18 protein-coding genes and 2 riboswitches are annotated in these 13,886 nt (G+C 46.3%); of the genes, 8 read left to right on the forward strand and 10 right to left on the reverse strand.

What is annotated here, in order from left to right:
- Positions 1 to 65 precede the first annotated feature (65 nt).
- Positions 66 to 166: riboswitch (TPP riboswitch) on the reverse strand.
- 61 nt (positions 167 to 227) lie between these two features.
- The 5 genes from L971_RS10620 to L971_RS10640 all read right to left on the reverse strand — a co-directional run bounded on the left by L971_RS10620 (position 228) and on the right by L971_RS10640 (position 5,377).
- Complete coding sequence (locus L971_RS10620; RefSeq protein ID WP_156111521.1) at positions 228 to 1,421, reverse strand: GTP-binding protein; 1,194 nt, start codon at positions 1,419 to 1,421, stop codon at positions 228 to 230.
- 106 nt (positions 1,422 to 1,527) lie between these two features.
- Positions 1,528 to 1,791: a hypothetical protein gene (locus tag L971_RS10625; RefSeq protein ID WP_047375757.1), complete on the reverse strand. Its 264-nt coding sequence runs from the start codon at positions 1,789 to 1,791 to the stop codon at positions 1,528 to 1,530.
- A gap of 12 nt (positions 1,792 to 1,803) precedes the next feature.
- On the reverse strand, positions 1,804 to 2,685 hold the full coding sequence (locus L971_RS10630) for an SMP-30/gluconolactonase/LRE family protein (protein WP_029334924.1): 882 nt from the start codon (positions 2,683 to 2,685) through the stop codon (positions 1,804 to 1,806).
- A 149-nt stretch (positions 2,686 to 2,834) separates the two neighbouring features.
- Positions 2,835 to 3,896 (reverse strand): 23S rRNA (adenine(2503)-C(2))-methyltransferase RlmN, encoded by a 1,062-nt coding sequence (rlmN, locus tag L971_RS10635; RefSeq protein ID WP_047375759.1) that lies wholly within the window; start codon positions 3,894 to 3,896, stop codon positions 2,835 to 2,837.
- 74 nt (positions 3,897 to 3,970) lie between these two features.
- A complete protein-coding gene (locus L971_RS10640; protein ID WP_052200367.1) occupies positions 3,971 to 5,377 on the reverse strand; it encodes an amidase family protein in 1,407 nt (468 codons plus the stop codon).
- Positions 5,378 to 5,493: 116 nt separating this feature from the next.
- On the opposite strand from L971_RS10640, the gene L971_RS15185 reads away from it, so the two are divergent.
- The 6 genes from L971_RS15185 (at position 5,494) to L971_RS15300 (ending at position 10,043) form a co-directional block, all read left to right on the forward strand.
- Positions 5,494 to 5,655: a hypothetical protein gene (locus tag L971_RS15185; protein WP_024371969.1), complete on the forward strand. Its 162-nt coding sequence runs from the start codon at positions 5,494 to 5,496 to the stop codon at positions 5,653 to 5,655.
- Positions 5,656 to 5,699: 44 nt separating this feature from the next.
- Positions 5,700 to 5,799: riboswitch (SAM riboswitch) on the forward strand.
- Between the two features lie 67 nt (positions 5,800 to 5,866).
- Complete coding sequence (gene msrA / locus L971_RS10650) at positions 5,867 to 6,391, forward strand: peptide-methionine (S)-S-oxide reductase MsrA (RefSeq protein WP_047375761.1); 525 nt, start codon at positions 5,867 to 5,869, stop codon at positions 6,389 to 6,391.
- A 257-nt stretch (positions 6,392 to 6,648) separates the two neighbouring features.
- A complete protein-coding gene (locus tag L971_RS10655; RefSeq protein ID WP_047375764.1) occupies positions 6,649 to 7,254 on the forward strand; it encodes a hypothetical protein in 606 nt (201 codons plus the stop codon).
- A 403-nt stretch (positions 7,255 to 7,657) separates the two neighbouring features.
- Positions 7,658 to 8,287: a hypothetical protein gene (locus L971_RS10660; protein WP_047375766.1), complete on the forward strand. Its 630-nt coding sequence runs from the start codon at positions 7,658 to 7,660 to the stop codon at positions 8,285 to 8,287.
- 904 nt (positions 8,288 to 9,191) lie between these two features.
- Entirely contained in the window at positions 9,192 to 9,338 is a 147-nt protein-coding gene (locus L971_RS15070) for a hypothetical protein (RefSeq protein ID WP_156111522.1), read from the forward strand.
- A 480-nt stretch (positions 9,339 to 9,818) separates the two neighbouring features.
- Entirely contained in the window at positions 9,819 to 10,043 is a 225-nt protein-coding gene (locus tag L971_RS15300; protein WP_197053175.1) for a transposase, read from the forward strand.
- Here L971_RS15300 and L971_RS10670 read toward each other — a convergent pair.
- The 3 genes from L971_RS10670 to L971_RS10680 all read right to left on the reverse strand — a co-directional run bounded on the left by L971_RS10670 (position 10,021) and on the right by L971_RS10680 (position 11,420).
- Positions 10,021 to 10,413: a hypothetical protein gene (locus L971_RS10670; RefSeq protein ID WP_024371974.1), complete on the reverse strand. Its 393-nt coding sequence runs from the start codon at positions 10,411 to 10,413 to the stop codon at positions 10,021 to 10,023. The genes L971_RS15300 and L971_RS10670 overlap by 23 nt on opposite strands.
- A gap of 328 nt (positions 10,414 to 10,741) precedes the next feature.
- Entirely contained in the window at positions 10,742 to 11,044 is a 303-nt protein-coding gene (locus tag L971_RS10675; protein ID WP_047375768.1) for a hypothetical protein, read from the reverse strand.
- Between the two features lie 169 nt (positions 11,045 to 11,213).
- Positions 11,214 to 11,420 carry a hypothetical protein gene (locus tag L971_RS10680; protein ID WP_047375769.1) on the reverse strand — a complete coding sequence of 69 codons (207 nt, stop codon included), beginning with the start codon at positions 11,418 to 11,420 and terminating at the stop codon, positions 11,214 to 11,216.
- A 599-nt stretch (positions 11,421 to 12,019) separates the two neighbouring features.
- Here L971_RS10680 and L971_RS10685 point away from each other — a divergent pair.
- Positions 12,020 to 12,757, forward strand: coding sequence for a hypothetical protein (locus L971_RS10685; RefSeq protein ID WP_047375771.1), 738 nt, complete (start codon positions 12,020 to 12,022; stop codon positions 12,755 to 12,757).
- Positions 12,758 to 12,825: 68 nt separating this feature from the next.
- Here L971_RS10685 and L971_RS10690 read toward each other — a convergent pair whose 3' ends face one another.
- The gene (locus L971_RS10690) at positions 12,826 to 13,176 is read right to left on the reverse strand and encodes a hypothetical protein (protein WP_052200369.1); all 351 of its coding nucleotides are present in this window, start codon (positions 13,174 to 13,176) and stop codon (positions 12,826 to 12,828) included.
- Between the two features lie 17 nt (positions 13,177 to 13,193).
- Positions 13,194 to 13,391 (reverse strand): helix-turn-helix transcriptional regulator, encoded by a 198-nt coding sequence (locus L971_RS10695; RefSeq protein ID WP_024372302.1) that lies wholly within the window; start codon positions 13,389 to 13,391, stop codon positions 13,194 to 13,196.
- 270 nt (positions 13,392 to 13,661) lie between these two features.
- Between L971_RS10695 and L971_RS15225 the strand changes: the two genes are divergently transcribed.
- Positions 13,662 to 13,838: a protein Ycf68 gene (locus L971_RS15225; protein ID WP_231557600.1), complete on the forward strand. Its 177-nt coding sequence runs from the start codon at positions 13,662 to 13,664 to the stop codon at positions 13,836 to 13,838.
- The last annotated feature ends 48 nt before the right edge of the window (positions 13,839 to 13,886 follow it).

Consider the following 13,886-nt stretch of genomic DNA (forward strand, 5'->3'; position numbering starts at 1 on the left):
TTTTCTATATGCACAAAAAAGCCGCATCCATGAGAATGCGGCCACTCGTCCAATTGAAGTCCATTAGAAAAAGTGCCACACTTCCTCACGCCGGTATTACCCGGATCGAGTCATAAGGGATTGGAGCCATGCTCACATCTCAGCCGAAGCACCCCTAGTGTAGTCCAATATATGCGGTTGTTCATGCAAGGAACAGTATAGTCGACTCGTTTGCGTTTGTAAACGGTTTATGAGAAAGTGACGACGCCGCTACCCGGGAGCGTGTCGTTCAACATCGTCCAATCGAGCGACATCTCATCGTCGGTCAACAGGCAGGCGTCGAGCGCTGATTCGACGGTCGCACGGTCTATCCGCTGCCCGATCAAGACGAGCTCGGTCTGGCGGTCGCCGTACGGCTCGATATAGTCCTCAGCAAGCTCCGGTTCTGCCGCGAACATGAGACGACGTTCCTCTTCTGGCAGCGTGGCGAGCCAGCGTCCGGCGTGCTCGAGCGTCGAGGCGTATCCGGCCTGCGAGAACAGGCAGGCGATGTCGTTGCGCGAGGCGATCCAAAGGAATCCTTTCGCTCGGACGACTTCCTCTGGGAACTGTTCGATCCACGCATGGAGTCGCTCCGGGTGGAACGGGCGACGACGGCGATAGACGAACGAGCTGATGCCGTACTCCTCGGTCTCCGGCGTGTGTTCTTCCGCCTCAAGCTCTTGAATCCAGCCGGCCGCGTGCATCGCCTGTTCGAAATCGAACAGCTTGACGTCTAGCAGTTCCGACAAGTCGACGTTCGAATGGACCGACGTCAACAGTTTTGCTGACGGGTTGAGCGTCTTCAACAGCCCGGCCATCTCGTTCAGTTCGGTGTCAGACACCCGATCGGCCTTGTTCAAGACGATGATGTCGGCGAACTCGACTTGGTCGACGAGCAGGTCGACGACTTCACGGACATCCGTCTCATCAATCGCTTGTTTCCGCTCGTGAAGCGACTCACCGGAGTTGAAGTCTTTCAAGAAACGGTAGGCGTCAACGACGGTCACCATCGCATCGATATAGACACGGCTCGTCAAGTCGATGCCGAGCGCGTCATCGGCATACGTGAACGTCTGGGCCACGGGAATCGGTTCAGAGATTCCGGATGACTCGATGATGATCCCGTCGAGCTCACGATCGTTCGTAAGCTCTTGTACCGCCTCGAGGAGGTCTTCACGGAGCGTGCAACAAATACAGCCGTTCGACAGCTCGACCAACTTTTCATCTGTCCGCGAGAAGCCGCCTTGCTCGATTAAGCGCTCATCGATATTTAATTCACTCATATCGTTGACGATGACGGCATATTTCTTGCCGGTGCGGTTGTTTAATATATGGTTCATTAACGTCGTCTTGCCGCTCCCAAGATAGCCTGACAACACAGTGACTGGAATTCGTTTCATCATTAACATCCCCTAAATAGTAATCATTACTTTTTAGATAATGAACGGGATTGACCGTGTTGTCAACAAAAAAACACGCTCGATTTGAGCGTGTTTCCAAACGTGGCTATTCTTCGAGCGCTTTCCGTTCCGCCTCGGAACGCGGGTAAGCGTTCGCTTGCCACTCGGCCCGATAAATCGAATCGAGCTGTGTCAAGCCGACCTCGTCCTCATCTTTGTCCGCGTCCACGCTCGGCGTCTCGTCCCACTTCGGTTCGAGATAAGAATGATCTATCGTCTCGCGGTCGTCGAGAAACTTTTTGATTCCGACTCGGGCCACCGCCGCGAGCGCCAGACCGATTCCCGCTCGAACGAGCATTCGTTTCACCATCGTTCTCCCTCCTTAACGTCCGAAACGATAAAGTGGCATCCCTTTCACTTCTGTATCGATTTTAAACACCGACCCTGCGTCCGGGTACGTTTCGAGCGCCTCCTCGTCCATGCCTTCTCGCGCCGTCGTGATGGCGAGTTGGTTCAAGTCGTCGCCGATAAAACAACACGATGTGACGTTCGGCGCCGGGACAGACACTTCGAGCACTTTTTCGCCCGTGTCCGGATTCCAGCGCGACACTTTTCCGCCGGCGAAGTGGGCGATCCATAAGTACCCATCCTCATCCGAGGTCATACCGTCCGGGAAACCGTCCTCTTCCTTGAAATCAATCACGGCCTCGCCTTCGCCGAGCGTTCCCGTCTTCAAATCGAATGGGTAACGTCGAACCGTCTCGGTCGGCGTATCGATATGATAAAACGTTTGATGGTCCGGAGACCACGTCAATCCGTTCGACAAAGTCAAATTCGTCAACATTTCCTCGGTCGTACCATCCCGGTTCAAGCGGTAAAGTGTCGCCTGTTCGTCTTTATCGTTCAAATGGAGCGTTCCCGCAAAAATCCGTCCATACGGGTCGGCCTTTCCGTCGTTGAATCGCAACACGCCTTCCGGGTCGTCGAGTTCGACGAGCTTGTCGAGTTCTCTCGACGTCTCGTCCCATTCGTAGATGCCGTCCTTTAATCCGACGATGACGCCATCGGTCACTTTCGGAACGGCGAAACCGATTTGTTGTCCCATATCGAACGACGAGATCTCGTCTTCTTTTTCGTCATACCACCAGAGCGTGTGCCCCTCGATATCGACCCAATAAAACCGCTTCAGTTCGGCGTCCCAACAAGGTCCCTCCCCAAGCGTATTTCTGACTCGAATCCAACATGTCGCGTTCACGTTCTCCATTGAATAGCCTCCACTCTCTACTATGATGTCAAGAGACTATTCCCTTCGCCGGACCGGTCTATGCATGAATCTGTAAATTGTTTCGGTCGATTTGCCGACAAGTGAGGACAAAAAAACTCTCTCACCGATTCAGGAGAGAGAGCTCAACTTTATTTTGCACCTTCAACGTTCATATGCTTGCTACGGAGCTGACCGCAGGCCGCATCGATGTCGGTCCCGTGTTCGAGACGGACACCTGTGTTGATTCCGCGTTTTTTCAAAATATCATAAAACGCCATAATATCTTCTGACGTGCTTCGTTCATATTGGATATGTTCGTTGACCGGGTTGTATGGGATCAAGTTGACGTACGACTTGTCTTTGATATCCGCAATCAAGTCGGCGAGCTCCTCGGCGTGTTCCGGCAAGTCGTTCACTTTCGAGAGCAAGATGTACTCGAACGTGATTCGTTTGTTCGTCTTCTCGACGTAATAACGGATCGCCGGCATGAGCTTGTCGAGCGGGAACGCCCGGTTAATCTTCATGATCTGTGTCCGGAGCGCATCGTTCGGCGCGTGAAGCGAGAGCGCCAAGTTGATGCGGAGGTCAAGGTCGGCGAACTTATAGATTTTGTCGGCGAGACCGCTCGTCGACACGTTGATTTTCCGTGGGGCGATGGCCAGACCACGCTCGTCTTTGACGACACGAAGGAAATCGACCAAGTTGTCGAAGTTATCGAACGGCTCCCCGATTCCCATGACGACGATATGACTGACCCGGGCCCCTTCGCCGACTTCGTCCAAGTAATGTTGAACGGTCATGATCTGTTCAACGACCTCTCCCGCCGTCAAATCGCGCGTCTTCTTCAAGAGACCGCTCGCACAGAAGCTGCAGCCGATGTTGCAACCGACTTGCGTCGTCACACAGACCGATCGGCCGTACTTGTGACGCATGAGCACCGTCTCGATATAATGTCCATCGTGTAATTTAAGTAAGAATTTGACCGTCCCGTCGCCCGCCTCTTGTTTGACGAACAACTCTTGTGTCGAGATGACGTAACGTTCCGCGAGCGCTGCCTTCACTTCATCTCGCACGTTGATGGCATCCATCGACTTGACCCGGTCGATATAGAGCGAGTCCCAAATCTGTCTCGCGTGGTAGGCGCTGTATCCAAAATCGACACAGACGTCCGTGAGCTGATCAAACGTCAGCTCGTATATAGATGGTTTCATTGCTATCTGTCCTTTCTTCAATCCGCATAATTCCCATTGTAGCGGACCGCGTCGACGGGTGCAACGTTCCGTTCTTACACGTTCTTCGGGAGTGGGCGGGTCACATGCCGTTCAAACGCATAAGCGAGACGAATCAAGTCACGCTCGGAAAAACTCGTTCCGGTGAACGAGAGCCCGAACGGGGCACCGCTCTGTTTGATGGCAAATGGGATCGTGATCGTCGGATGTCCCGCTTTGGCCGCCATGTCGTAGTTAAAGTCATGCGGCAACACGAGGCCGTGCAACGTATCATTCTTGAGCAGACGGTCGAGTCCGGCGGTTTTCGCGGACCGGACGTCATCCAAACGGCGTTTCAAATAAGCGGCTTCGGTGAGGCGGCCCGAGAGCCGATCTGCTTTCTCAAACGCCACTTGTCCGTGCGGGATCGCCTCCGGATGGGCGGCGTTCCATTCGATCAGATCGGTCAGTGTTTTATACGGGAGCGACGTCGTGGCGAGATATGCTTCGATCCCGAGTTTGAACTCATGGTACAAAATATCGCCCTGGTCGAGAGACTCGTCGTTCGGTGACTCCACTTCGACCAGTACGATGCCGCTCTCTTTTAGCAAAAGAAGCGCTTGATCGTAGAGCGTCTGTTCTTCTGCCGATAAATCGACTTTTACGTAACCGACTCGCATCCCGACCGCCTGCCGTTCGTCCAGACACGTGCTGTACGGCGGACCGGCAGGTGTATGCATCGTCGCCGGGTCGGACGGGTCGGACCCGCACATCGCTTCGAGCGCAAGTACCGCGTCACGCAACGTTCTCGCCATCGGCCCGGCCGTGTCTTGTGACCGAGAGATCGGGATGATGCCACTCCGACTGATCAGTCCGACGGTCGGTTTGATTCCGACGATACTATTGTGGACGCTCGGATGCACGATCGATCCGCTCGTCTCGCTGCCGACGGCGAGAAGTGTCAAGTTGGCGGCGACGGCGGAAGCTGATCCTGAACTCGATCCCCCGACGTCTAGATTGTCACCGTATGGATTTTTCGTCTGTCCGCCGACAGCGCTCCATCCGTTCGGCATGTTCTCGGTCAAGAAGTTGGCCCACTCCGATAAGTTCGCTTTGCCGAGGATGACGGCGCCGTTTTCACGCAAGCGCCGCACGAGATCGGCGTCTCGACGCGCGAAATGATCCGAAAGAGCCATCGCTCCCGCCGTCGTTTTCATTAGCCCGTCCGTCTCGACGTTGTCTTTGATGAGCACCGGGATGCCGAGGAGCGGCAGGCGTACCCCTTTCCGGTAGGCGCGATCACAAGCCTCCGCCTCGAACAACGCATCCGGGTTCACTTGAAGGACAGCGTGCAGCGTATCGTTCCACTCTGCGATTCGGCTCAAATAATACGCCGTCACGTCACGGGCCGTGAACGTTCCTTCTTTATAACCGCGATGGGCGGTCTCGATATCCAACTCTAACAAATCAATTTGGTCTGTCATGTAAGTCCCTCCTTCGGTCGATAGTCCGGTATTCGCCACTCGTGTCCGATTCCCTCTTTTTGTCGCCAAAGGACGAGCGACTTGATACACTAGAGGAAACGATCACGGAGGTTCCCATGTCTCGTTCCTATCTTTTCGTCTTACTGTCGGTTTTCGCGCTGTTCTTTCTGCAGTTATACGGGAACGATGTCCCGTACGCGCCGTTTTTGTCGCTCCTGCTCCTTTGTTTCATCGTCGGCGCCACGCTCTATAAGCTCAAGCGACATCCAAACCGTTGACGTCGATTCAGGCGGGATGGTATGATGCTGTCACCAACTACATATCGATATCTTGAGTGAACGAGAGACCTGGCTCTATGACTTCACAGCAACCTGCCTACGCAAGGTGCTACTTCCAGCAAGGCGCTGCCTTGGACGATATGACAGAACGCTCATGTCGATGACATGGGCGTTTTTATTTGGACAATGAGTACAGAGGGGGATTTTTTAGATGGAAAAAGCAACATTCGCGGGCGGCTGTTTTTGGTGCATGGTCACCCCGTTCGAGGAACTACCTGGGATTGAAGGAATCGTCTCCGGCTATACGGGCGGACACGTCGACGACCCGACGTATGAGCAAGTGAAGACCGGCACGACCGGTCACTACGAGGTCGTTGAGATCACGTTCGACCCGTCACTGTTCACTTATGAACGCTTATTAGAACTCTACTGGATCCAAACGGACCCGACCGACGCCGATGGGCAGTTCCAGGACCGTGGTACGCAATATGCGCCGGCCATCTTCTATCACACGGAAGCACAACGCATCGCCGCCGATAAGAGCCGTGACGAACTCGCGGCGAGCGGACGATTCAAGGACCCGATCGTCACGAAGATTTTGCCAGCTGACACGTTCTATCCGGCAGAGGAATATCATCAGGATTTCCATAAAAAGAATCCGAAACATTATAAGGAAGACCGAGCTATTTCCGGGCGTGATGCATTCATTGATGTCGCGTGGGCAGAAAAGATTTAACGTGTATACTTGAATTTGAAAAGACGCGGCCGATTTGATGGGGTCGCGTCTTTTCAACTATTTCGGGATTAGGTACTATAATGACAACATGTGAACTTCAATAAAAAAAAGTAAAATGTACAAAATTCAAATCAATGGAAGGTCAGATCAAGTAAGAATAAAATTTTTATAAAGATAAATCTGCAAGTCTTACAGTTTATCAATTCTCTCCTATGGAACAGTTTTGGCATTTCAATTAATATTTTTTAGGAGGATCTATGAATCCAGTAATAGTCACCTATTTAAACATCACATTTGAAGCTGAGGGAACCACTGAGGAAATACCTCTTGCGGAAATGACAAAACAACTCAATATATCTCTAGATAGCTTTATTGAAGATACTACTATTAATGGCCAATTACACTATGATGCACGATATTCTAACGGAGCAAGTCAACGCGTCACTTTAGCAAGAAATGAAATTCATATGACTTGGGGCTATGTTATTGAAAACTTTTTGTACACATGGAGAATGATTTATGAATGGTTATACAAAAAAGAAATTTATGACGGTGAGCCTTTTAAGAGATATGCCTCTCTTTACGAGGCCTTTGCTGAACAACTCAGCCCCGAGGATTATGTAGAATTTAAAACATTATCGGAAGAAAAAATCATAAAAATATATGGTTCTCCATTTGAACCTAGAGATGAGATTGCTACGAATGAAGAGCAGATGAAGATGTATCTTGATACAGACTTGATTAATTCTAGGGAGCTCATTCGACAAGAAGGGCGTTATTTTGACCATGTTTTTGAAAAGTGGATTAAAGTTGAGCCTTCAATGGAGATTTTCAGACAATTATATATAGACCTTCAGTATTAAACGATGCTGTTACCATAACGGTCTTATGTGAGTGAGTAATGCGTCTCAAAGTCAAATTCATAGCCTAGTATCACATAAAATATCGTTTAATTGAAAAAAATCAAAAAACTCACTTTTCTGAACTAAACCAAAAAAATAAGACAATAAATAATCTGTCAGGCGACTTTGAATACCTGGGTCCACAATTCTATCGTGCCCAGGTTATTTAGTCGCTGTTTTGGTACGCCGATAGCTATAGTAATCGATTGACTTCGCGAAATATAAAGGTGAGAAATTCTTTCAATATGATACATATGTCGATGGTAAGTTTTATCGCGTGGGTATTCGTAAATAAGCAGATGGATCAAGTAAAAATCTGCAAGTAACACAGTTCTATCCAAAAACTACAGTATGGGAGGTACTGATGCTGAAAATCTGTAGCATTAAAAACCTGGTCATCATGTATCAAGAGATGAATTCTGAACAGGAAATCTCTTTGATAGAATTACTCAATGATAAAGAGATGGAACTATTGGATTTTTTAGAGAACAAAGAGATGTCAGGTGAACTCATAAACTATATCAAATACTCAGACGGTACAGAACAAGTTGTGACTCATGACAAGTCCGAACCTGATTTAAGCGAAGGGACATTCAGGTTGTTCGATTTCGCTCAACGCTGGCTCACCGTATACGAATGGCGAGACTCCAAAGAATTTGAAACAAGACGAGAATTCCTAAAGTTCGATTCCCTCTATGAAGGTCTTAGATATTTGGCCGGTCCAGAAAAATGGTCCTATTACTCTAATCTTTCCTCTGAAGAGCTCGAGGAACATTTGGGACCAGACACACAGGGACTGGACGAGCATGAAAATTCAGATGAACGCTTAGAGATATATTTAAGAAGTGAGAAAGACTACTTATTTGAAGGAGAATGGAATTCAAGAAAAGGAATCAAGAGTGGCCGTTACTATGATCCATATTTAGAGAAATGGATTAACATCCCAGAATCATATACTGCATTGAGACCCTTCATTCTAGGGGTAACTTATTAAAAAAATTGAAACCAAAGTAAGAAAAATACCCTTCGCACATAAATTGGACGGGGGTACCCTAATTGTCTTGAGATAATATAAAAACACTTTCGGCGTGGTACAATTTTTAAAATGTGCTAGCATCGAAGGTGTTTTTTGCTTGAAGAAAAACATTTACCAGAAAGATTGTATGAAAATATACGAACGTCTTTTTGTTTTTATGTATGTCGATTATGGCGAAGCATATTTGTACTAAAGAAGACGGTAAGGTCGGTCAAATGTTCTCCTTCTCTCACATCACAAAGAATGTCCATGCTCACAAGTTTAAATTCTTCTTATCGATCCTCGTAATGTTCAGGAAGTCGTCGAAGCAACAGCCCCGTCATCTTGTCCATCGTCTGTTGGTCTAGTTGGAAACTGTCCTATTGAATCACCCTCTTCTGTTGGTAACCTAACGATACCCCGTATTCAAACAAGCAATACCTTGTCTATTTTCATGTAAGCCCTAGTGTTGTTTCAAACAAGCCAGGGCTTGTTTAGAAAAAGTACACATTTTTAATTAAACTGTAGCCTGAGTAGTAGACACTAAAAAAGTCTATTGCTCAGGGTATAGTTTATTGTGGTGCTTAGTCTTTTTTATTTTGAAGAAGCGGTAGCGTTAACGCAAAATAGATAGTACAAGTGTACAGAAAATTCTTTATACCTCTATACGAATCGAGAGCCAGAAGATGTATACATAAACATAATGTCTTATTGAGTATGAGATTATAAAAAAATCAAAATACAATGAATAAGAGGATGATCCCCTAATTAAAATAGAAGCAACTGCCCTCTTCCTAGTTGAAATCTACTAGCTTATAAGCTCATGACTATATGAATAGATATCCTTACATATGTCACAGAGACGCAAGGAAGAGTTATCGAGATGGAACGAATGGGATGGAGCGAGTTACCTGAAGAATTAAAAGCAGACCAAATATTCACGGCGAGAAAATGCTTACATAATGACTTTTTTTATTTATCTGTCCAAAACAGTAATAAAGATGATCAAGCTATCGTTGATTTGATTTAAAAGAACCGACGTATCATCATAAATAAGAAAAAATTGACTGGATTCCAATCAAAAACACCATTCGGCCGAATGGTGTTCCTCGCGTGTCACTAGACGCGCCCACGCTTTTGCTTTTGAATTTTCCTTACGCTCCGTGCATCCCGTCAGGGGGGCAGCGGTGCGATGAGCGACTTCGCCCTAAGGCGTTAGACGCTCACGCATGAGCCCGGATCACCATTCCTTCTCCCATGTCCCGTATAGATACACAATCTTGATCGGACGTTCTTCTGCATCCAGATAGATCACCACGCGGGAGCCGAGTTCGACCACATCGTAGGTGACGGGGCCTATTCGAGCCGCGACAACCTGATCTATGCCGCCTCGCAAGGATGCAAGCTCGTCGCGCCGTTGAACTCCAAAGTCTATATGCCGGCACCGAACCGTATCGTGGGCTTCACCTACAACAAGGATGCCGATCGTTATGTCTGCCCAGCCGGGCACATGGCCGTCCGCAAAGTCCGTGGCGGGCGGAAGAACGTCGGGACGAACCAGGTGGAGAGCCACTTCTTCAACATCGAGCTGTGCAAGCAGTGCCCGTTACGAGAGGGCTGTTACAAGGACGGTGCCAAGTCCAAATCCTATAGCATATCGTTGAAATCGAGAGAGCACAGCGAACAGTGCGAATACGAACAGACCGATGACTTCAAGGACCATCGTAGGAAATAGAATTACTTGTTTTCGGCGTGTTAAATATGACAACAAATACACTAGCTATACTTACAATTGTACCTAAGATAGATATGATAATAGTCATCATTCCATTTGGAATCATAAACCCTACAGGAATCAATCCAAGGAATGTAAGTACAATGAAAGCTTGGTATGCTGCATTTATCACTTTTACAACATTATTATTAAAAAAAGATAGAATAAGAGGTGGAAGAAACAGTAACACAACAATGCCAATCGAAATTTTCATTACTTCTGGCTGATCAAATGAAATAACATTATCACCTACCGAGTTTTTAGCAGCGATAAATAATGTAGCAATAGCTAAAATCATTGTTAAAAAAGCAAGTGAAAATCGTTTAAACATTAGTACTCCTCCTTTCTCTCATAATACCATTTATTGTCCAATTAAAAATTATAAATCCAAAAAATAGTACTTTTCTAACCCTTAATTTGTAAAATTTTATGCAATAAGCCTTATTCTTTTTTTAATACTTTTTTATCGCGTGGCGTGAGACGCGCCCACGCTCTTGCTTTTGACGTTGTCCTTACGCTCCGTGCCTCCCGTCAGAAAGGTACAGGAACATAGAGATGCGGCGGTGAGCCAGCAACTCTTGTTATCGGGCCGTCAGGGGGGCACCGGTGCGTTGAGCGACTTCGCCCTAAGGCGTTAGACGCTCACGCATGAGCCCGAATCACCATTCCTTCTCCCATGCCCCGTCCTCAGACACGCCCCAATCCTCGAACCGATACTTCACGAGCCAATGGACATGCATCACTTCATATTCGAATACACCCTTGGATAGCTCTGAGACGACGAAACTGACGTCCCCATCCGCCACCACCCATGTCCCGTATAGATACACTTTCTTGATCGGACGCGCTTCTGCATCCAGATAGATCACCACGCGGAAGTAAGGCGAGTTCCGTCCTTCATCGAACCGGACGAACGGATCCAACCCTTCGAACGGATAGTGATCAAGTCGCCCTTCCTCCATCACGTCTCACCCCTTCCGGTTCTTTATAGAACGATTCCCCGTCCAGAGCCAGTTCAGTCCTTGTTCATGAACCTACAGAAATGAAGACTTTTAAAAATTGTATACACATATACATTTATACACGTATACAAATCTACATGTATAAATGTATACAAGCGTCTGTATATTCTTATGTACGACGATTCCGTCGAAGCATATTTGTATTGAAAAAGACGGTGAAGTGGGTCAAGCGTTCCCTTTCCTTCACATCACAAAGAAGATCCATGCTCACAAGTTTTAAGTCGTCAAAATCTTCTTGAAGCCGGTCAGGAAGGCGTCGAAGCAATACCTCCGTCATCTCGTCCATCGTCTGTTGATCTAATTGGTAGCTGTCCATCTGAATCATCCTCTCCTGTTGATAGCCTCATGATCCATTGCATCAAAGAATGCAACATCTCGCCTAATTTCACGTAAGCCCTAGGGCTTGTTTAGAAAACATGGTCATTTTCAATAAATAAACCGTGTTTTCACTCCTGACATTTCATCAAGCAACCTTCTTACGAGACAGTCCAAAACAACGTCCAATCTTCACACACGAACCATCTCGTTTTCGTCATACGAAAATGGACCTTTTCCCGGATCCCGCTCTATGGATCCAGGCGAGAACAACGCGAGTCGCTCGTCTCGTCAAAGAAAACGTATGTTTTTCGTGCTTAGCCAATGAGCGAAAAGTCTTTTTTTGAGCCAAAAGCAAAGAAAAGTATTCATATTTATTCCTATATTCATAGGTAAACGAAACTCTTAGTATTTACACGTGAAAATATAGGGACTGTTGCTTTTATTAAATTAATTAATTTCTCTTCAACTAATACAAAATAGGCAATATGCACTACGATAGTTAAATAATATCATTTTATGTAAATTAATGTTATTAAATAATATTTTATGTTATTATTTGTTTGTAACACAGGTATAGAAATTGAAAGGGGAAAAATTATGAAGAATCGGGTAGCTTATAAGGGGAGCGTTTTAGCGCTTTCATCGGTCTTAGTATTTAGTGGATTAGGAGGCGTATCGGCTAACGAATCAGATGGTATCAGCCAGAATGTCGAGCAAGTAAACTTGAATGTTTCTCAAGAAGCCGAAGTTGCATACGAAGAAAACTTTGATCAGTACATAAATTCGCTTGAAAATTATGTACAAAAAAATCTTGATGGGACCATCAGTCTCAAAGAAGGATACGAAATTCTGAACATTCCTTCAGATGTTATCGATGGTGTCACTGCTTGGATGGGTTATCTAAATGAAGAAGTTGCGAAAGGAACAATCGTTATACAAAATGATTTAAGTATCGCTTATACAACTCTTCCAACCACTTCTATTCAAAAAAATTACCAATCGTTTGCTACCGCATCTGCAAGCACAGGGATTAATGGCTTTTCTTCATACTGGTGGGGATACAAACTATACTTAAACAACACTAATACAAAACGTCTGGCAAACAGTATGTATAGCGGTGCAAGTGGCGCTGCACTTGCAGTCGTTGTTTCCGGGATGGTCCCTACTGCGCCTAGTCTACTTGTCAAAGGTGTTGCAGGTGCTCTTGCTGTCGGCGGTACTGTCGCAGGAAGAGAAATAACTAATATTAATAAAGGGAAAGGTGTTTATATCCGATTCACTGGAAGAGTCGGGGTCGGTCCGGGTCCAGTGTTCACAGGAGTCATCGCTCAATAATCAATATAAGGATATTGAAACTAAAGGACCTACACCTTCATGTGTAGGTCCTTTAGTTAATTATCTACCTACATTCTGCGAGTATAAACGAGTGATACAATCGGAAAGGTTAGAACATGACCCGCCAATAAAATAAATATCGCTATAAGTGGATTCGCAATGATGCCGTATTGGATAAGGACCAGTAGCAAAAACATATAAAAGATACTGAATAAATACGATATATGTCCACTCTTTGATTTTATTTCTTTTTGTCTCTCATCAAACGGCTCAGCCGGTGAAAAAATTAAATCTAAAGCTATAGAGGCCACACCACCCACCAAAAGCAAGAGGCTCAATATTTCTGGACCGTCACTCACGTACAAATAACCACTTGTAACAATCAATGCTAGACCTATTAAAAGGTTCATTTTTTTCATAATTATTACCCCTTTACTCATTCTGAATCCGGAATGAAAATATCTTCAATTTTACATTTAAAAATAGCGGCAATTGAAAACGCCAAATCAAGAGACGGATTGTATCGTTCTTTTTCAATCGAGATAATAGTTTGTCTAGATACATTTAATAGTTTTGCGAGATCGCCTTGGGAGAGATTGTTGGCTTCTCGCAAAGACTTTAGTTTATTATTCAAATTCGTCCCCCCTTCACTTCACAGTATATGTCAAGGTCACTTTACATGTCAAGGTCACTTTACATCGCTATACAAAGACTTCTCGTTAACTTACGTCAAGATCCCGAACCATGTCACACACCTGTTTTAAAAATAGACACACACGATTAAATACCCCTGAATCAAATATCATTAATAATTTAAGCTAATTCTCATTAGAAGACTGAGAAAAACCTTTACATAGTAACGCACGAACCACCCCGTTTTCATAGATTTGGCCCATGGGTCCAAGTGGGAGCAACGCGAGTCGCCCATCCCGTCAAAGAAAAACGTACGTTTTTCGTCCTTGCCCTTACCGGACGGACCGGGACCGGTCCCCCGGCCCCATTCCATTCAACCCATGTAACCTCGCTGTTTCATGCTGACGTACGACTCGTCCGCACCGAGGATGAGATGGTCGGCCGATGAGGTCCCACACTTCATGTAACCGTTCCGAAACGAGGATGTCCTCCAGGC

It is taken from the genome of Exiguobacterium sp. ZOR0005 (assembly GCF_000798975.1).
GTDB classification, from domain to species: Bacteria; Bacillota; Bacilli; order Exiguobacteriales; family Exiguobacteriaceae; genus Exiguobacterium; species Exiguobacterium aurantiacum.